At 73.2% G+C, this 19,040-nt stretch carries 15 protein-coding genes; 9 read left to right on the plus strand and 6 right to left on the minus strand.

From position 1 onward, the window contains the following. The 3 genes from E1264_RS24870 to E1264_RS24880 all read right to left on the minus strand — a co-directional run. Positions 1-2,319, minus strand: a 2,319-nt coding sequence (locus tag E1264_RS24870; protein WP_207936142.1) for a hypothetical protein, incomplete at its 3' end; no start/stop codon positions are given. A 5-nt stretch (positions 2,320-2,324) separates the two neighbouring features. Further along, entirely contained in the window at positions 2,325-7,394 is a 5,070-nt protein-coding gene (locus E1264_RS24875; RefSeq protein ID WP_165964357.1) for a type I polyketide synthase, read from the minus strand. Between the two features lie 68 nt (positions 7,395-7,462). Beyond that, positions 7,463-9,103, minus strand: a complete 1,641-nt coding sequence (locus E1264_RS24880) for a PfaD family polyunsaturated fatty acid/polyketide biosynthesis protein (protein WP_132177545.1) — start codon at positions 9,101-9,103, stop codon at positions 7,463-7,465. Positions 9,104-9,367: 264 nt separating this feature from the next. On the opposite strand from E1264_RS24880, the gene E1264_RS24885 reads away from it, so the two are divergent. From E1264_RS24885 to E1264_RS24900, 4 genes are all read left to right on the plus strand, one after another. Then, positions 9,368-10,510, plus strand: a complete 1,143-nt coding sequence (locus E1264_RS24885; RefSeq protein ID WP_132177547.1) for an SDR family oxidoreductase — start codon at positions 9,368-9,370, stop codon at positions 10,508-10,510. A 136-nt stretch (positions 10,511-10,646) separates the two neighbouring features. Continuing rightward, a complete protein-coding gene (locus tag E1264_RS24890) occupies positions 10,647-11,246 on the plus strand; it encodes a sulfite oxidase-like oxidoreductase (protein WP_132177549.1) in 600 nt (199 codons plus the stop codon). Positions 11,247-11,263: 17 nt separating this feature from the next. Further along, the gene (locus tag E1264_RS24895) at positions 11,264-11,926 is read left to right on the plus strand and encodes a ferredoxin reductase (RefSeq protein WP_243711147.1); all 663 of its coding nucleotides are present in this window, start codon (positions 11,264-11,266) and stop codon (positions 11,924-11,926) included. Between the two features lie 16 nt (positions 11,927-11,942). Next, complete coding sequence (locus E1264_RS24900) at positions 11,943-12,242, plus strand: DUF6510 family protein (protein WP_132177553.1); 300 nt, start codon at positions 11,943-11,945, stop codon at positions 12,240-12,242. Positions 12,243-12,260: 18 nt separating this feature from the next. Here E1264_RS24900 and E1264_RS24905 read toward each other — a convergent pair whose 3' ends face one another. Then, positions 12,261-12,614: a hypothetical protein gene (locus tag E1264_RS24905; protein ID WP_132177555.1), complete on the minus strand. Its 354-nt coding sequence runs from the start codon at positions 12,612-12,614 to the stop codon at positions 12,261-12,263. A gap of 149 nt (positions 12,615-12,763) precedes the next feature. Here E1264_RS24905 and E1264_RS24910 point away from each other — a divergent pair, with 149 nt between their 5' ends. The 5 genes from E1264_RS24910 (at position 12,764) to E1264_RS24930 (ending at position 17,455) form a co-directional block, all read left to right on the plus strand. Beyond that, positions 12,764-13,423, plus strand: a complete 660-nt coding sequence (locus tag E1264_RS24910; protein WP_243711148.1) for a M15 family metallopeptidase — start codon at positions 12,764-12,766, stop codon at positions 13,421-13,423. After that, positions 13,420-14,550 (plus strand): alanine racemase, encoded by a 1,131-nt coding sequence (gene alr, locus E1264_RS24915; RefSeq protein ID WP_165964356.1) that lies wholly within the window; start codon positions 13,420-13,422, stop codon positions 14,548-14,550. Before E1264_RS24910 ends, alr begins: the two co-directional genes overlap by 4 nt. Beyond that, positions 14,547-15,560 carry a D-alanine--D-alanine ligase family protein gene (locus tag E1264_RS24920; RefSeq protein WP_207936143.1) on the plus strand — a complete coding sequence of 338 codons (1,014 nt, stop codon included), beginning with the start codon at positions 14,547-14,549 and terminating at the stop codon, positions 15,558-15,560. Before alr ends, E1264_RS24920 begins: the two co-directional genes overlap by 4 nt. A 76-nt stretch (positions 15,561-15,636) precedes the next feature. Beyond that, positions 15,637-16,335, plus strand: a complete 699-nt coding sequence (locus E1264_RS24925; protein WP_132177561.1) for a response regulator transcription factor — start codon at positions 15,637-15,639, stop codon at positions 16,333-16,335. After that, positions 16,328-17,455 (plus strand): HAMP domain-containing sensor histidine kinase, encoded by a 1,128-nt coding sequence (locus E1264_RS24930; RefSeq protein ID WP_132177563.1) that lies wholly within the window; start codon positions 16,328-16,330, stop codon positions 17,453-17,455. The genes E1264_RS24925 and E1264_RS24930 overlap by 8 nt, the downstream gene beginning before the upstream one ends. Before the next feature lie 17 nt (positions 17,456-17,472). On the opposite strand, the gene narI is transcribed toward E1264_RS24930, so the two are convergent. After that, on the minus strand, positions 17,473-18,243 hold the full coding sequence (narI, locus tag E1264_RS24935; RefSeq protein ID WP_132177565.1) for a respiratory nitrate reductase subunit gamma: 771 nt from the start codon (positions 18,241-18,243) through the stop codon (positions 17,473-17,475). Beyond that, on the minus strand, positions 18,240-18,926 hold the full coding sequence (gene narJ / locus E1264_RS24940; protein ID WP_132177567.1) for a nitrate reductase molybdenum cofactor assembly chaperone: 687 nt from the start codon (positions 18,924-18,926) through the stop codon (positions 18,240-18,242). The genes narI and narJ overlap by 4 nt, the downstream gene beginning before the upstream one ends. Between the last annotated feature and the right edge of the window lie 114 nt (positions 18,927-19,040).

Below are 19,040 nucleotides of genomic sequence, written 5' to 3' on the forward strand. Positions count from 1 at the left end.
GTTCCCGGTCACCCGGTCGATCATCAGGAGCATCGGGCCGGGCAGCCGCAGCGGGCCGCCGCACAGGCGGGCGGGCCGGTCCCGCAGGTCTACCGTCGTGCCATCGGGAGGAGTGGCCAGGCGAGCCCGGTCATCCTCGGTGGTGGACAGCCCCTGCTGCATCGCCAGTTCCGCCGCCGTGAACAGGCCCATCGTCGTGGTCCCCTCCAGGACCGGCTCGTCCTGGTGCGCTGCCCCGCCTGCATCGGGGTAGGCGTGCACGCGAAACGCGAAGGAGACGATCTTGACGTCACCGAAGTCGGCCGAGGACGTCACCTCGACGCGGGTGCGCAGGGTCCGCGTTCCGCGTGGCACTTCGCCCCGTGCCGTGATCGATCCGTCAAGGTCGCGGCAGAGCCGGCCGGACCCCGCGCGCTGAGAGTCCCGCACGAGCACCAGGCAGCCGCAGGACTGGAGCGCGGTCTCCAGCAGCACCGCGAACGGCATGACCGGCGCCGCGTTCTCGCTGAAGTACCAGGCTTCCTCGGGGACGTCGTACTCCGCCTCGAACCAGAATCCCGGGTCGGAAGGCCCCGGACCGATCGCCCGGATCCGGGACACGAACAGGAACGGAGGCCCCGGTAGCCGCGGCACCGACTGCGGGCGGTCCGGGTCTGCTCCTCCCCACCCGAACGCCTGGCTGGGCCTGCCCCACGCCGCGGCCAGGATGCGCTCGTAGCCGACGGGCCGCCCGTCGCCGTCGACCGCGACGGGCCCTGGGTCCTGGTGCCCGATCAGGCCCCCCAGGGTCGCCGCGGGGAGCGCGTCCCCGGTGCGCTGCTGCCTGGACGGCCCGAGCCGCGCCCAATGGTCGAGTGGCCAGCCGGGCACGAGCCGCACCGACAGTTCCTCGAAGGTGAAGACGATCGCCCCTGCCACCGAGACGCTCACGTCCGCGACCAGCGCCGGACACGGGTGCGCGGACAGCTCTCGCACGAGGACCTCGTAGGTCACCGACGCCGCCGCAGGCGTGACCTGGCCGCGGCCCCGCATGCGGCAGGTGCGCTCCGGCTGCGGCTCGAAGCGCCACCCGTCCTTGTCGCGGGCGAATCCCAGGGCGATCAAGTAGAAGGAGAGGGCCTGGTATGCCGCGTCCAGCAGCAGGCTGCCGGGGACGACCGGGTCTCCTGGAAAGTGCGCGGCGAAGTACCAGTCGTCGGGCGCGACGGCCGCTGCCGCCATGAGGCGCCCGCGCTTCCAGGGCCCGCCCGCCGGGTCGAGCTCGGTGACCTCGTCCAGCAGCGCCGGCCTCCCGGTGCCGATCCTGGGCGTGCGGACATGCGTGCGGGTCCGGTCCCAGCCCGGCCCGAAGCAGTCGGCGGGACGCCCGGCGGCGAGGGCGCGCAGCCGCCGCGCGCCGAACCGGCTCATCGGCGGAACGATCTCCGGCGCGTCCAGCGGGACATCCTGGTGCGGTGGCCGCGCCTCGGGGTTCCAGACGGCACCCACCGGCCGGTTCGACGGCATCGAGAGCTGCTCTTCGGTGAAGAACCCCATGCGGCCCCGGTGGATCGACAGCCGCCGCTCGTGCCCGGTGCGTCCGCCGCCGTGGAACGCCACCAGCCTGGTCCCCGCGTGTTCGACGTGCTCGTCGATGGTGAACTCGGTCTCGAACGTCTCGCCTGCGGCGGGCGGCGATCCGTGGAAGGCGAATTCAAGATCCAGGAGGCGGCATACCCGCTCGCCCCTGATCAGCCGGTCGACGCCGAGACCGCTCAGCAGCACCAGCCCGGCCTGGACGTGCTCGACCGCGTACCCGACCGACATGTGCCCCGCACCGTCCAGGTACCAGGCGTCGGGCTGGACGTCCGTCTCCGTCCTGATGGTCCCGGTGCCGGGGCCCTCAGCTCGCTCGATGGCCGTCACCCGGTCCATGACCAGCAATGGCGGACGGGGCGGCCTGATCTGGCGGGGGTAGGAGTCGATGTCGGCGAAATCCGGGCCGAAGACCTCGCCGATGGGGCCGTCCGCCAGCCGCTCCAGTTCGTCCCTGGTCAGGGTCGTGAGCGCGGGAGCCTGCCCGGTCGGCGGACCGTGGGCGGGTGCCGCGTCGGGAGCCGTCCGCCACAGACGCAGGAAGCGCTCGTGCTGAACTGCCTGCACGTCCATGAGCTGGTCGAAGAGGTCGGCCTGGGACTTCATCAACCGGGCCAGGACGGCGGGCAGGTCGCGCTGTTCGGGATCCGGTCCGGGAACGAGGGCCGATTCGGGCATGGCGAGGGGCGTGGGCACGGCGGGGGGCCGTTCCATGATCTCGGGTTCGTCCGCGGGCTCGGGCATCGCGGTCAGCGCTCCGCGCCCACGGTGCCGCTCTCCTCCTCCGCACGGGCGGGCGTGCCGCGCGTGCAGAGCATCACGTGCTGTTCCGGGCCGTCGTGGCCCAGCTCGGCGAGGAACGCCCGGACGCCCGCCTGCCTGCCGATCAACGGCACCCCGAGGCGCCGGAAGTGCTCGGCCAGCGGCGGGGTGACCATCCCGCCGTCCCACGGCCCCCAGGCCAGGGCGCGCATCCGGCAGCCGGGCCTGCGCAGGCGCTCGGACGCCAGCAGGTGGCCCATCGTCTCGTTGGCCATCGCGTAGTCGCACTGCCCGGCGTTCCCCATGGCCGCCGACACCGAGGAGAAGACCAGCAGCAGCTCCAGCGGATCGTCCCTCGTCGCCGCGAGCAGCGCCCGCAGCCCGCCGATCTTCGTGTTGAACACCAGGTCGAACTGGTCGTCGGTCTTGTCGGCGATCCGGGCGTCGGCGAGCACCCCGGCGCCGTGCACGAGACCGGTGATCGGGCCCCAGTCGGCGCGTACCGCGGCGACGACCTCCGTCACGGCGCCGGCGTCCCGCACGTCGACCGGCTCGTAGCGGACCGTGGCGCCGGTGGCCGCGAGGTCGTCGATGGTCGCGCGGACCTCGCGCGCGGCCATGACCCGCCGGGCGCGGGCGGCGAGTTCGGCGGGCGTGCTTCCGGGGGCGCGGCCGTGGAGGAGGCGGATCAGCTCGGCCTCGCCCGCGGTGGCGGGCAGGTCGGCCGGCTCGCCGTCCTGGACCGGCGTCCGGCCGAGGAGCAGCAGCCGCGGCTTGCACGACCTGGCCAGCTCTTTCACGGCCGCCGCGGTGATCCCGCGCGCCCCTCCGGTGACGATGATCACCTGGCCGTCGCGGAGCGGGGGTCCCGCCCGGCGGGGCAGGGGCGCGGGTGCGGTGCCGATGGCGACCCGCTCCCCCGTCGCCCGCAAACCCACGTCGGGCGTGGCGCCGCCCTCCAGGAGCTCGGCCAGGATCGCGGCGGCCACGTCGGCGGACGCCCGGTCGCCTCGCGCGCAGTCGATCGCCTTGACGGACGCCTCCGGCCACTCGCGCCTGGCGGTGCGGGCCAGGGCGGCGATCCCGCCGAGGAGAGCCCGGTCCGGCGCCGTCTCCTCGGTGGTGGCCCCGTCCAGGCCGAAGCCACCGCCGGTGTCCTGGACGGTGACGAAGACGCCCCCGTCGCCCATCCGTTGCGCGAGCGTGCGCGCCGTGGCGAAGGCGTCCTTCTGGACTTCGAGCGCCTCGTCGGCGGTGACGTGCTCGCGCAGGCCGCCCAGGTGGATCAGTCCGGTGACCTCGACGGGCGGCGCCTGCCGGGCCGGGTCGCATACCAGGGCGGCGATCCCGTTGGCGTCCAGCATTTCCCGCAGGGGTTCGGCGACGCCGCTGCCGCCGTCGGCGAGCGCGAGCGTCCCTTCGCCGAGCCCTGGCATCGGAGCGCCGGGAGCGGGCTCGGCCGCCGTGAAGGCGATCAGCCGTTCGGGCTCTTCCTCCGGGTCCCCCGCCGGCGCCCCTGCCGGAGCCGCTGCCGCCGGGGCGGGTTCGCCCTCGATGAGCCGGTGGATCGCTTCCTTGATCTCGTTCAGGGTGGTGAGCGTGAGCAGTTCGGCCAGGTCGTCCCGGCTGCGTGCCTCCAGCTCCGGAAAGTGCGAGCGCGTGTCGGCGAGGATCTGGACGCGGGTGATGGAGTCGACGCCGAGCTGCGCCTCGATGTCCATGTCCATCCCGATGACCTCGCGGGGGAAACCGGTCCGCTCGGCCACCACCGACACGAGCCGTTCCTCAAGCTCGGCGAGGTTCGGCGGCCCCGCGGACGGTGGCGGCTCGACCGGCACGGTCACGGCACCCGCCACCTCGTCCGGTGCCGGGAGGACCTCCGAACCGGTTCGCTCGGCAGGCGGTGCGACCGGCGGGACCACCGCCGGGGTGTCCGCCGGGACGGCCGTCGGGGTGTCCGCCGGGACGGCCGTCGGGGTGTCCGTCGGGACGGCCGCCGGGGCGACGATCGGGACGGCCGCGCCCTCGGCGGCCATGGCCGCGACCGTCGCCTGCGTCAGTTCGAGGAACCTGGCATAGCTCTCGGACAGCGTTCGCTGGAACGTCGCGTGCGCGCGCGTGGACTCCTGCTGCAGGGCGGCGAGCCACGCCAGGCGTTCCTCCGAACCGATGGCAGGCGGTGGGACGTCGGCGGGCTGTGGCATGGACGGCTCCTGTGGCGGACGGCTCGGTGGAGCCGGGTGGTCCTTCACGTTCTTCGGGTAGGGGCGCCCGTGGTTGGCACCGCAGATCGGCACGGTCATGGTGGAGCGCTTGCCGCCCGCCGGCACGTCGGGGGGCGGCTGGTCGCGCCACAGTGCCTCGAAGTCGACCGCGACGCCCCGCACGGCCAGCCGGGCGACGGCGTCGTGCAGGGCCGTAACGCCGTGCCGGCCGTGCCGGTCGGTTTCGATCGCGACGCATTCGTCGGGGACGATCTCCCTGACGAGCCCCGTCAGCACCGCTCCAGGCCCCACCTCGACGAACGTGCGGACGCCCGCGTCGTACATCGCGCGCACGACGTCGGCGAACAGGACGGGAGCGGCGAGCTGGCGGGCGACCCGGTCGCGGATCCCTCCGGCATCGCCGGGGAAGAGGGTGGCGTCGGCGCCCGCGTACACCGGCGTCCCCGGCGGCCGCATCTCCACGCCGTCCAGGTGCTCGCGGAACGGCCGGACGGCCGCGGCGACCAGCGGGGAATGGAACGCGGCGGACGTCGAGAGGCGCCGGGCGCCGGGAAACCGGTCCATCACCGGGGCGACGCCCTCGGCGGTGCCGGAGACGACGGTCTGCGAGGGCGCGTTCCGGTTGGCGATCCACACCTGGGCGCCGGGCATGTCGGCCAGGACCGCCTCGACGTCCCCGCCCGGGGCGGGCACGGCGGCCATCGCCCCCGGCCGGTCCGCGGCGGCGCGCATCAGCTCGCCGCGCCGCCGCGCCAGCCGCACCAGGTCATCGGCGCCGACGACGCCGGCGGCATGCAGCGCGACGAGCTCGCCGAAGCTGTGCCCGGCGAGGGCATCGGGCCGTACACCCAGGTCCCGCAGCAGCCCGAGCAGCACCAGACCGTGGACGGCGAGCGCCGGCTGGGCCCATTCGGTCGCGGTGAGGCGCTCGGCCTGCGCGGCACGCTCGTCCTCCCCGGCGGGAGCGGGGAACACCACCTGCGACAGCGCCCGGTCGCCGAGGCCGAGCCGGGACGCGCGTTCCCACGCGTGCAGGGCCGGCGCGAAATGCATGGCCAGGTCGGCGCCCATGGCGAGGTACTGGCTCCCCTGGCCGGGGAACAGGAACCCGATCCCGCCGCCCGCCGGCGGGCGCGGCTCGAAATGGATCCCGGCGGGCGTGGAGAACCCCTGGCCGGGCCGCCGCTCGACGAGATCGGCCGCCTCGGCGAGCTTACGGGCCAGGTCGGAGGCGTCGGAGGCGACGACGGCGAGGCGGGCACCCTCGTCCGGGCGGAAGCCCGACTGCGCCCGGCGGGCCACGGCGGCGAGCGGCTCCGCCGACGAATCCAGGTCACCCGCCAGGTCGCGCAGCCGGTGCGCCAGCGCCGCGGCGTCACCGGCCGAGACCGGGACGACCTCGGTGGGCGCGGCGCGCAGTCGCGGCGCTTTGCCGGCCGGATACTCCTCCAGGGCCACGTGGAAGTTGGAGCCGCCGAATCCGAAGCTGGACACCGACGCGCGGCGCGGGTGGTCGGCGAGGTTGATCCAGGGGCGGGCGGACGTGCTGAGGTAGAACGGGCTGCCGGCGATCTCCAGGCGCGGATTCGGCTGCTCGGCCTTGATGGTCGGCGGCAGGACCTTGTGGTGCAGCGCCAGCACGGCCTTGAGGAGACCGGCGGCGCCGGCGGCCGCCTTGGTGTGCCCGATCTGCGACTTCACCGTGCCGAGCGCGCACCAGCGCCGGTCCTCGCGTCCCGACTCGTCGAAGACCTGGCGGAGCGCGGCGAACTCGGCGGCGTCCCCCGCCGGCGTGCCGGTGCCGTGCGCCTCGACCAGCTCCACGGTGCCGGGTCCGTACCCCGCGGCCTGGTAGGCGCGGCGCAGCGCCCGTTCCTGCCCCGCCGCCACCGGCGAGAAGATGGAGGCGCCACGGCCGTCGGACGACGACCCGACTCCGCGAATGACGGCGTAGACGCGGTCCCCGTCCCGCTCGGCGTCCGCCAGGCGGCGCACCGCGAGCAGCGCGACCCCCTCGCCCAGGATGGTGCCGTCCGCGTCGGCGGCGAACGGGCGGATGTCCCCCGTGGGCGACAGCGCGGGCGTCTTGCTGAAGCACACGAAGGAGAACGGGTCGGTCAGCGTGTCGACCCCGCCGGTGATCACCATGTCCGCCTTGCCCAGCGACAGCTCGTCGGCGGCCATGGACAGCGCGGAGAGCGATCCGGCGCAGGCGGCGTCGGTCGTGCAGTTCGTGCCGTGCAGGTCGAAGCGGTTGGCGATCCGGCCGGCGACCACGTTGCTGAGCAGCCCGGGGAACGTGGCCTCCTGCCAGGGCACCGTCTGCGCCTCGACACGTTCGCACACCTGCGCGGCGCGGTCGGCGGGGATGCCGCTGTCGCGCATGGCGCGCATCAGGTGCGGCCTTTCCAGCCGCATCGCCATCTCGCCGAGGAGCTGCAACGCCGCCGAACCCAGGATCACGCTGGTGCGCTCGCCGTCCGGCGTGCCGCCGCGCCCGGCCGCGACGTCGTCCAGCACCTTCTCGGCCGCGACGAGGCCCAGGAGCTGCGCGGTGTCGATGGCGGAGAGCTTGCTGGGCGGGATTCCGAAACGCGCGGGGTCGAACTCCACCATGGGCAGGAACCCGCCGCGGCGGCAGTAGGTCTTGTCGGGCGCGCCGGGATCGGGATCGTAGAAGTCCTCGACCAGCCAGTGCGTGTCCGGCACATCGCTGATCAGGTCGCGCCCGGTGACGATGTCGGCCCAGAAGGCGCGGACGTCGGTCGCGCCCGGCATGATCGCGCCGAGCCCGACGATGGCGAGCGGGATCTGCTCCGGCCAGTCCTCCACGCGGTCCTCCCCGTCCTCCCGCGGCCTGCTTCCTCCGGAAGGGGAGGGCCGGCGGGCTGTGGCGGCCATCAGGCCAGCTCCCGGGGGCGGTAGCCGAACGCCTCGGACGGCACGGCGACCCCGTAGGAGCGGATCTGGTGAAGCCGGGTGATGACCGCCGCACCCTCCAGCAGGTTCCTGGCGACCTGCACGACGGTCCTGGTCCGGGGCGAGCCGAGGAAGGTCCCGGCGGTCCACTGGTTGAAGGCGCCCATCGCGGGGCCGCACCAGAGCTGGTAGTCGGTCCGGCGCTCCGGATCGCCATCGGCGGCCCAGTCGCTGGAGCGCGCGGTGTACCAGCGCAGGACCAGCGCGAGCCGGTGCTTGGGATCCGCGGCCGCCCGCTCCAGCCGGGACGGGTCGCGGTCCGACAGGTGCCGGCGGACCGACCGCCACACCTGCTCGACCGGCAGTCCGAGGATGCGGTGAAGCTCGTTCCGCACCTCGGCGGGGAGCGCCTCAACGGAGTCGTAGGCCCGGTAGACCTCGTACAGGCGGGACGCGCGGCCCGCGAACATGGTGCCGCGCCGCAGCACCTGCACCTTCGCCCCCATCTCGAACATGTCGGCGGCCGGGGCGAGCGCGACATCGGCGATGCCCGCGTCGGCGAGCATCGCCTTGGCCGCGCCGGAGACACCGGCCTCGGCCGTCACCTGGTTCACCGAGCCGGTCAGCACGTAGTCGGCGCCCAGCGCGTACGCGGAGGCGACCGCCGCCGGATCGCCGAGGCCTCCGGCGGCTCCGACGCGGATCGGGCGGTCGTACCCGAAACGGCTCCGGCAGCGGTTCCGCACCTCCCGGACGGCCGGAAGGACCACCTGCAGCGGGCGCCCGTCGGTGTGCCCGGCGCTGTCGGCCTCGACCGTCACGTCCTCGGCCACCGGCACCCGCGCGGCCAGGTGAGCCTCCCGCTCGGTGATCCGCCCCTGCCCGCGCAGCAGCCTCAGGATCTCGGGCGGGGCCGGGCTCATGAACTGCTCGGCCACCTCCGGGCGCGACACCTTGGCGAAGATCGCCCGCGGCCGGGTCACGCGTCCCGCGGCGTCCTGCCGGATGCCGCTCACCGCGGCGAAGACCACCGCGGGCGTCAGCCCGAGGAACGCGGAAGCCGAGATCTTCGGGACGGCCCGCCGAAGCAGGATCTCGGCGACCCTTTCTTCGGCCGCCGGGGACGACGGTTGGTGAATGAGGTTGACGCCCCAGTTCGGACGGTTCCCGACGCTTCCGGCCAGCTCGTCCAGTTCCTTCTCCAGGCGGTCCGGGGGCAAGCCCGCGGCGCCGAAGAAGGCCAGCATCTCCGCCTCGGCCATCCGCGCCACCAGCCGCGTGGTCGCGATCCCGTTCGCCATCTCGCCCGCCACATACGCGAACCGGGTCGCGTGCTCCGTACCGAAGGAACGGTCTCCCAGCCATTCTGGATAAAGCGGTGGAAGTACGCCCACAACCTCATAGCCGGGAGTGGCGACCCATTCCCGAGGTGCGACGCCGAGCGCGGCATCGGCGCTGCTGTAAACGATCTGCAAGGAACGGCGGCACCTCTCCGCGAGCCGGGCGGCTCCGGTCCCGGTGAACTCCGGACCGGTGCGCGCACGTCCGCTGGGCGCGCGCTCCACGGCCGCCGGTCCGGTCTCCGGCCGGCGAAGAGCGCGGGTGCCTGCTGGGGTCGTCATGGGCGGGCCAATCCTGGACGCTGGGGACAACGCCTGGGCCATCCCCGCCGCCCCGGGAACCCATTCCCAACTTGATCATGTCTTTGCTGGACGTCTCGCAGACGCACGATCCGGGGCGTGCCGGTTCGCACTGGAAGGCGCCGCCCCTAATCAGAGAACATCCATCACACAAAAGAATCTTGAAGTTTCAGGACGCCTTCAGGAGCCAAAGAAGGGACAGGTGGCAGCGACGCACAACTCCTGCCCGACGACCAAAGGAGGGAAATGGTCACATTATTCACAGGCGCGACGGGTTTTCTCGGCTCCCACCTTCTCGCCCGGTCGCTCCTCCTGGGACAGCGATCGGTCGCGCTGGTCCGCCGGGCCCCGGACATCGAGCGCCAGCGGATACGCCTCGCCCTCCAAGCCACCGACTTCCCCGAGGCCGCCGAACTCGTCGATACCGTCCGCCTCGTCCAGATCGATCTATCGGCCGCCCGCCTCGGACTGGACAACAGCACCTTTCTCGCATTGGCCGCGGAAGTAGAGGCGATCTGGCACTGCGCGGCCGACATCGAAATCCTCGGAAAACCGGACCGGCTGAATCGGACGAACGTCATAGGAACGCGAACGATGCGTTCACTGGCCGATGCCACCGGCCAAGACTCGCACTTCATCTATGTCAGCACGGCGTTCGTGGCCGGGGCCCGCATGGAAGGGATCGTCAAAGAGGACGACCTTGACGACTCGCTCGGGTTCCTCTCGCCCTACGAGGAGACGAAGTACACAGCGGAGAAGGAGACCCGCGAATGGGCGGAGCGCACCGGCAGGCGGCTGACGGTGTTCAGGCCCAGCCTGCTGCTGACCCATCGACGGCCGATTCCCGGCGGGCCCACGAACACCGGTGCCACGGCGGGGACCCGGCTGTCCGAACTCGCCCGCATCGACCCCTCGGTCGTCACGGGCCGGCCGCTCCAGGGCGGCAGGGCCGTCGTGCGCCTGCCCGGACGCGAGGACGCCTTGATCAACATACTCCAGGTGGAATGCGCCGCCGACATCATGATCAGCGCCGCGGCCCGGAAATCGCCTGCGCACATCGAGTCGTTCCATGTCGTCCACCCCCGGGAAACGGAGGTCCGCCGACTCGCAAGTGCCATGATGGCGCGCTGTCCCTGGCTGGACGTCCGCATCGCTCCCGACCACCGAGGTGATTCGCCTCTGGAGAGGATGCTCATCGAGGAAGGCGCCGGCATTCTGGCCTACACCCACGTTCGCCGCACCTACGACCGGAGCCGCATCACGGCCGCGGTCCGCATTCCAGACCCACCGGCGATCGACGACGCCTATCTCCGCGCGAGCCTCGGGCAAGACCCAGATGAAGAATGTGACACCGCAGCCATCCCCGGAGGCCTGTCCGCAAGCTGGTGAGCTGATGGAAGGCCCGTCCGTCCGTAATGAATCCTTTGGGGCCTCATGGGCAGTAGATCCGCGTCAGTCCGCTGCCGGCGGGGACGCAGTAGCAGAACACGGGCCGCCCGCTCCGCTCGCCGAGAGGAATGCTGCGATGGGGATCGTTTCGCCCGGCTTCCACGGCCGGCGGCGGGAGCCCGCCGGCGGGCTGCCGCCGGGACAGTACGTGACCGACGACTTCCCGGTCCTGTCCGCGGGCCCGACCCCGCGGATCCCGGCGGACGAATGGGAGTTCACCGTCACCGCGGAATCCGGGCGGGAACACCGCTGGACGTGGCGCGAATTCCTGGATCTGCCGTCCGAGACGCCGCGGGTGGACATCCACTGCGTCACCAAATGGTCCAAGCTGGGCACCGAATGGGAGGGGGTGTCGCTGGACGTCCTGCTCGCCGATGTCGAAACCGAGGCCGACTACGCGCTCGCGCATTCCTACGGCGGCTACACCACCAACCTTCCCCTTGAGGACCTGCTGGACGGGCAGGCGTGGGTCGTCCACCGCTATGACGGCGAGGAGCTGGCACCCGAGCACGGCGGTCCGGCGCGGCTGCTGGTGCCGCACCTGTACTTCTGGAAGTCGGCGAAATGGGTGCGCGGGATCACGCTGCTCGCGGAGAACGAGCCGGGATTCTGGGAGACCGCCGGCTACCACGACTACGGGGATCCATGGCGCGAGCAGCGGTACCAGGGCGACTAGCGTGGCGCGTCGCGCGGTTGGCCGAAGCGCGCCGGGAGACGGGAACGGCCCGCACGCTGGTCTTCGACGTGCCGGATTGGCCGGGGCATCTGGCGGGTCAGCACGTCGACGTGCGGCTCACGGCCGAGGACGGCTACACCGCGCAGCGGAGCTACTCGCTGTCCGCTCCCGACCGGGTGGAACTGGCCGTCCAGCGGATCGCCGACGGGGAGGTGTCCCCGTATCTCACCGACGTCATCGGCGTCGGCGATCCGGTGGAGCTGCGCGGCCCGGTCGGCGGCTGGTTCGTCTGGCGGCCGGGGACGGGACGGGCCGTCCTGCTCGTCGCGGGCGGTTCCGGCATCGCGCCGCTGATGGCCATGATCCGCGCCCGTCGCCTGGCGGGGGACGGGACGCCGTTCACCCTGCTCTATTCCGTCCGCACGCCCTCCGACGTGTACTTCGCCGATGAGCTGCGGCGTCCCGACCCCGGCCTGGACGTGACCCGCATCTACACCCGCGACGCCCCGGACGGCTGGCCGCGCCCGCCCGGACGGCTGACCGCGGCCGACCTCGACCCGGCGGACGCCGGGCGCGACTGCTTCGTCTGCGGGCCGACCGGATTCGTGGAGGCGGCCGCCGACCTGCTCGTCGCGCATGGCCACGACCCGCGGCGGATCAAGACCGAACGGTTCGGCTGAGCGGAGGCTGATCGGCATGACCCGGCTCCATCGACAGGACCCCCACGGCCATGTGGACGGCAACGCGCTCGCCGGCCCGCTGAGCGAGCTGTTCGCCGTCGACGTCACGGCGGCCGAGGGCCGTTGTGTCAGCTGCGGGCTCACCGGCCCGATCGCCACGCTGATGGTCTACGACCGCGCGCCCGGGATGGTCGCCCGGTGCCCCGGATGCGACAACGTCGTCCTGCGGCTGGTCCGCACACCGGACGCGGCCTGGCTCGACTTCACCGGGATGACGTGGCTGCGCGTCCGGCTCCCGGCGGCGACGCCGCCATGACGCACCGGCGGGCGGCCTTCAGCTCTGCTCGCTGTCCGGCAGGTCGCCGCGGGCCCGCATGTCGCGCAGCGCCTCGTCGGCGGCCGTGATCTCCGGGAAGTACTGCCGGTGCACCTTGTATGTGCGGTCGAGTTCGATGGTGTGGTAGAGCCCGGTCGGCTCACCGAAGAGGAAGTCGCGGGGCAGGCGCCGCGGGCCGTCTCCGCCGACGATCAGGATCGCGCGGTCGGTGACCACGAACGTCGCCACCGGCACGGTGAAGATCCACCAGCCGTTCTGCGCGATGAATCCCGTCTGGATCCGCTCGCCCGGCTCCAGGTGCGGTGCGGCCCGCTTGGCGATCAGTTCGGCCCGTCGTTCCTGATAGCCCATGACTGCCTTCCGACGCGAGACGTGCCCGTATCGTAAGGCAGGCCGTCCGCCCGGGCGGTGGTCCTCCTGTATCGCGGGCGTATCGAAAATCGGATACGCGACGGCAACGGCCTCCCGTCTTCAGTGGAGGCATGGACCACAGCGCATCAGTGTCACCGCCACGCCCGGCGATCAAGGTGCGCGCCCTCGCGGCCGTCACCCGGATCGCCGGGGTGCTGCTGGTGCCGATCGCCTTCTGCCGCGCACCGGGCCGGGCCCGCTTCCTGGCCTGCCAGTGGGCGCTGAGCCTGCGCTTCCCCGCCGAGGATCTCCGCGGGCTGGCGCCGGAGGCGCTCGCGGCGTTCACGCACGCGCGGGCCGAGGCGTTCTGGCGCGACGGGCAGCTGATCGGCCTGACCTCCGGCTACCGCGACGCGGCGGAGCAGCGCCGGATCTTCCTGGCGGAGGTGCGGCGCACCGGCTCGGTGTCGGCGGCGCGGCGGCGGGTGCTGCCGCCGGAGGAGTCCGGCCATGTGCGGGGGCTCGCGCTCGACGTCCGGCCGACCGAGGGCGCGCGATGGCTCGAACGGCACGGCGGGCGGTACGGGCTCTACCGCGTCTACGACAACGAGTGGTGGCACTTCGAGTACCGCACGGTGGTGCCGGTCCGCCTGCCGCATCCGGACGCGGCGGGCTGGCTGGACGGGCACGGTGCCGCGCACGGGCGGTCACGGACGCACGGCGACGAGACGTGGCCCGACGTGACGCGTCCCGACGCGGTCGATGGCCGTTGCTCGTGGATGGCGCAGGACCCGGGGGCGCGGCCGTGAACCGTGTCTCGGTCGCGCCGGAGCGCCGTTCGGGTACCTTCCGGCCGCCGACGTTGCAGACGCTGCCGGTGGCGGTGACCGCGAACGTGGCCAGGGTCCGCACGCGGACCCGGAGCACGATCATGGCCGTGGTCAAGGCCGACGGCTACGGCCACGGCGCCGTCGGCGTCGCGAGGGCCGCCGTCGCCGCCGGTGCCGGATGGCTCGGGACGACGAGCGTCGCGGAGGCCTCGGTGCTGCGCGCCGCCGGCCTGGCGGTGCCGATCCTCACGTGGCTGCACCCGTCCGGGATCGACGCCGGGGCGGCGGCGGCCGCCGGGGCCGATGTCGCGGTCGGGTCGGTGGACGAGCTCGACGCGCTGCTCGCGCAGACCGCGCCGGAGGTGCGGGTCCATCTCCATCTCGACACCGGCATGGCGCGCGGCGGCTGCCCCCGCGCGGCCTGGGACGGGCTGCTCGGCCTGGCCCGGCGCGGTCAGCGGGCCCGGAGGATCCGCGTCGTGGGCGTGATGGGGCATCTCGCGCTGGCCGACCAGGCCGATCCGGCGGCGAACGCGGGGGCGGTCGCCGGGATGCGCGCGGCGCGGCGGGCGGTCCGGGCGGCGGGGCTCGGATCGCCGCCGGCCCATCTCGCGGCCACGTCGGGGGCGCTGACCGATCCGTCGACACATCTGGACATGGTCCGCGTCGGGGCCGGGCTGGTCGGCATCGATCCGTCCGGGACGGTGGAGATGCACGGCGCGTCGCGGCTGACCGCACCGATCGTCCACACCTCGGAGGTCCCGGCGGGCACGCCGGTCGGTTATGCCGGTGCGTACGTCACCGACCGGGCCACCCATCTGAGCGTCCTGCCCCTCGGATACGCCGACGGGATCCCGCGCGAGTGCTCGCCCCAGGCCGGTGTCGAGATCGGCGGGCGTCGCTTCCCGCTCGCCGGACGCGTCTCGATGGACCAGATCGTGATCGACACCGGCGCCGTGGCCTTCCCGCCCGGCACGTCCGCGACCGTGTTCGGCCCGGACGGGGGCGCGACCCCGACCATCGCGGACTGGGCGCGCTGGGCCGGGACCATCCCGCACACCATCGTCACCGGCATCGGCCCGCGCGTGGAACGGAGCATCGCATGAAAGCAAGGACCCATGAAAGGGAGCGCGGGACGATGCGGCGGGTCGTGGTGATCGGCGGCGGGCGGAACGCCGAGCACGACGTCTCGCTCGCCACCGCCACGGCGGTGGCGAAGGCGCTGTGTTCCGGCGGGTTCGCCGTGGACGAGCTGACCATCGGCCGCGACGGCACCTGGAGCCGGGGAACCGGCGCGCTCGGAACGGAGATCATCCCTTCCCTGGCGGCGGCGTTGCGCGTCATCGAGGGTGCCGACGCCGTCTTTCCCGCGGTCCACGGCCCGTCCGGCGAGGACGGGACCCTCGCGGCGCTGTGCGCCCTGGCGCACACGCCGATGGTCGGCTCGGACCTGCGCGCCGGTGCGCTCGGCATGGACAAGTGGGCGACCAAGCTCGTGGCGCAGGACGCCGGGATCCGCACCGCTCCCGGCCGCCTGGTCACGGCGGCGGAGATCACCGGCGTCGGGTTCGCGACCGAGGTCGTGGTGAAACCGGCCTCGGCCGGGTCGAGTTTCGGCGTCGCCCTGGCACGCGACGCCGCCGAGCTGCGCGAGGCGCTGCGCCGCGCGGCGCGGTTCGACGACCGGATCCTGATCGAGGACGTCGTCGCGGGCCGCGAGATCGACGTGGCCGTCCTGCGGGAGGCCGACGGCCGCCGATGGGCGGCTCCCCCGCTGGAGATCCACACCGACGGCCTGTTCGACACCGAGACGAAGTACGACGGCTCGGCCCGGTTCAGCGTCCCCGCCGACCTCGACGGCACGGACCGCGCGGCCCTGACCGGGGCGGCGCTGCGGATGTTCGACGCGCTCGGCTGCGCCGGTGTCGCCCGCATCGACTTCTTCCTCACCGATCACGGACCCGTCCTCAACGAGGTCAACACCATGCCGGGAATGACGGCCGAGTCCCAGGTGCCCAGGATGTTCGCCGCGGCCGGGCTGTCCTACGAGCATTTGGTCGCGCGCCTCGTCGACGCCGCCACCGTGCCCGGACAGGCCCACAGATCCGGCCCCTGAGCGGCGGGGCCGCGGGGCCACGGGGCGCGTCCGTTCGCATACATCGGCGATATGTCACGTTGCATACCCTGCAGAGATGCGTGTGCTGATCGTGGAGGACGAGCCCTACCTGGCCGAGGCCGTCCGTGACGGGCTGCGGCTGGAGGCGATCGCCGCCGACATCGCCGGCGACGGCGACACCGCGCTGGACCTGCTCGCGGTCAACTCCTACGACCTGGCGGTGCTGGACCGCGACGTCCCCGGCCCCTCCGGCGACGAGATCGCCCGCCGGATCGTGGCCTCCGGCAGCGGCATCCCGATCCTGATGCTCACCGCCGCCGACCGGATCGACGACAAGGCGTCGGGGTTCGAGCTCGGGGCCGACGACTACCTCACCAAGCCGTTCGAGCTCCGCGAGCTGGTGCTGCGGCTGCGGGCGCTGGACCGGCGGCGCGCGCACGCCCGCCCCCCGGTCCTGGAGATCGCGGGCCTGCGGCTGGACCCGTTCCGCCGCGAGGTCTTCCGGGACGGACGCTACGTCGCGCTGACCCGCAAGCAGTTCGCCGTCCTCGAAGTCCTGCTCACCGCCCAGGGCGGCGTGGTCAGCGCCGAAGAGCTCCTGGAGCGGGCCTGGGACGCCAACGCCGACCCCTTCACCAACGCCGTCCGCATCACCGTGTCGGCGCTGCGCAAGCGCCTCGGGGAACCCTGGCTGATCGCCACGGTCCCCGGCGTCGGCTACCGCATCGACACCGGCACCGGCCCTGGCACCGGCCCTGGTGACGCTGATGACTAGGCGCCCGGGTCTCAGCACCCGGCTGAAACTCACCCTCAGCTACGCCGGGTTCCTCATGCTGGCCGGGGCCCTGCTGCTGGCCGTGGTCTGGGTGTTCCTGCTCCGCTACGTCCCCGACGGCACGATCGTGACCAGGCCCTGGGGCGGCGGGGGCGGCCACCCCCTGGAGCCGCAGCCGTTCGTCCCCAACCGCTCCGACCTGCAGCGCGCCTTCGTGCCCCGGGCGGCCCAGGCGCTGGGCTTCCTCCTGGTGTTCGGCCTGGTGGGGGGCTGGATCCTCGCCGGCCGGATGCTCGCGCCGCTCACCCAGATCACCGACGCGGCACGGCGGGCCGCCACCGGATCCCTCTCCCACCGGATCGCCATGAAGGGCCCGAACGACGAGTTCCGCGAGCTCGCCGACGTCTTCGACACCATGCTCGGGCAGCTCGAGTCCCACATCACCGAACAGCAGCGCTTCGCCGCCAACGCCTCCCACGAGCTGCGCACCCCGCTGGCCATCTCCCAGACGATCCTGGACGTCGCCCGCACCGACCCCGCCCGCGACCGGGCCGAGCTCATCGAACGCCTCCACACCGTCAACAGCCGGGCGATCCACCTCACCGAGGCGCTGCTGCTGCTCAGCCGCAGCGACCGCCACGCCTTCACCCGCGAGCCCGTCGACCTGTCCCTGCTCGCCGAACAGGCCGCCGAGACGCTGCTCCCCTTCGCCGAGCAGCGCGAGATCACCCTCACCGTCACCGGCCACCCGGCGCAGGCCCTCGGCTCCGCCGAGCTCCTGCTGCCGATGGTGACGAACCTCGTGCAGAACGCCATCGTCCACAACCTGCCCACCGGCGGCACCGTCACCGTCCACACCGCGTCGCTGCACCACACCAGCGTCCTCCAGGTCGAGAACACCGGGCACCCGCTCCCGCCCGAGCTGATCCCGACGCTCACCGAGCCCTTCCAGCGCGGCACCCAGCGCACCCGCACCGACCAGCACGCGGGCGTCGGCCTCGGGCTGGCCATCGTGAACAGCGTCGTCCGGGCCCACCACGGAACCCTCGACCTCACCCCCCGCCCGACCGGGGGGCTCATCGTCACCGTCCACCTCCCCGCCCAGCCCCTCTATGGATGACCGCCGGTCTTCCCCGGTCAGGGCACGCGGTCCCAGCCTCGCGGGGTGCTGTGCATGCCGAGCTGCTCGTCGCGGCTGCGGTAGACGATGTAGGGACGGGTGAGGTAGCCGATCGGGGCCGTGAGCATGTGCACCAGGCGGGTGAACGGCCAGATGCAGAACAGGGCGAGCGCGCTGAGGGCGTGGAGCTGGAAGAGGATCGGGACGCCGGTCATGAGGTCCGGGTCGGGCCGCAGGTAGAAGATCGACCGGAACCACGGGGAGACCGTCTCGCGGTAGTTGTAGCCGCCGCCGACGACGTTGGCCGCGACCGTCGCGGCGAGGCCCAGCCCGATGGTGGCGGTGAGCACCACGTACATCATCTTGTCGTTGCGGGTGGTGGCGAGGAACACCGGGCCGACCGTGCGGCGCCGGTAGATCAGGATCGCCAGGCCCGCCAGGGTGCAGAGCCCCGCGAAGGTCCCGAGGACGACGGCGACGACGTGGTACGCGTCCTCGGAGATCCCGGCGGCCTCGGTCCAGCGGTCGGGAACGACCAGCCCCCCGACGTGGCCCAGGAGGACGAGCAGGATGCCGAAGTGGAACAGCGGGCTGCCGATGCGCAGGAGGCGCTGCTCGCAGAGCTGGGACGAGCGGGTCGTCCAGCCGAACTTGTCGTACCGGTACCGCCAGATGTGCCCGAGGACGAACACCGCGATGGTGACGTAGGGCAGGGCTACCCACAGCACGGTGCCGAGGACGCCCGGCTCGGAGGCGGCGGCGCCGGAGGCGGCGGTGAAGGTGTTCATGAGCGGGCTCCCATGACCGGGTCGGGCAGGAAGACGGGGCCGGAGCCGCCGCCCGCGCCCGGCGGCGGCCCGTAGGGGGCCAGGCCGACCTGTTCTTCGGGCGGGCCTTCGGCGATGAGGCGGGCGACGGCGTCTTCGGTGCGGCCGGTCAGGGGCGGGAGGGTCGCGGTGACCGCGTCCAGGACGGCGGCCCAGGGCGAGCCGGACTCGGTGAGGGCGAGCCGCAGGAGTTCCAGGCCCGCGCGGTGTTCCAGGAGGAGGCGCCGCCCCTCGGCGAGGTCGCCGGTGGCGGCGAACTCCAGGACGACGGCCAGATGGTCGGGCAGTTCGGCGTCGTCCAGGACAAGCCCCGCCGCGCTGTACGCCTGCTTGAACCGGAGGAGCGCCATGCCGCGTTTCCGGGTGTCGCCGTAGGCGTAGTAGGTGAGGTAGAGGCAGCAGCGTTTGCGGTGGTCGAAGGTGGCGACGTAGTCGGCGGCCAGGTCGGGCAGGGGGGTGGCGTCCAGGTGGTCGAGGAAGGCCCGCAGGTGCGCGCCCGCCGGGTCGGGCACGGCCCCGGCGGCGCGGCGGAGCAGCGGGCGGTGCTCCAGCAGTTCGGCGTCGGGGTAGCCGAGCAGCAGGGACGCGGCCTGCCAGGCCGTGGCCAGCTCGGTATCGCCGAAGGCGCTCTTCCTGATCCTCATGGCTTGGGCTCCGTTTCGGCGGCGCCCGAGTCGGCGGGCGGATTCCCCTCGGTGTCGCCGGGGCCCGGCGTGTCGCGGCGGGCGGGGAAGAGTCCGGCGGGGGTGCCCTTGCCG

It is taken from the genome of Actinomadura sp. KC216 (genome assembly GCF_004348535.1).
Classification (GTDB): Bacteria; Actinomycetota; Actinomycetes; order Streptosporangiales; family Streptosporangiaceae; genus Spirillospora.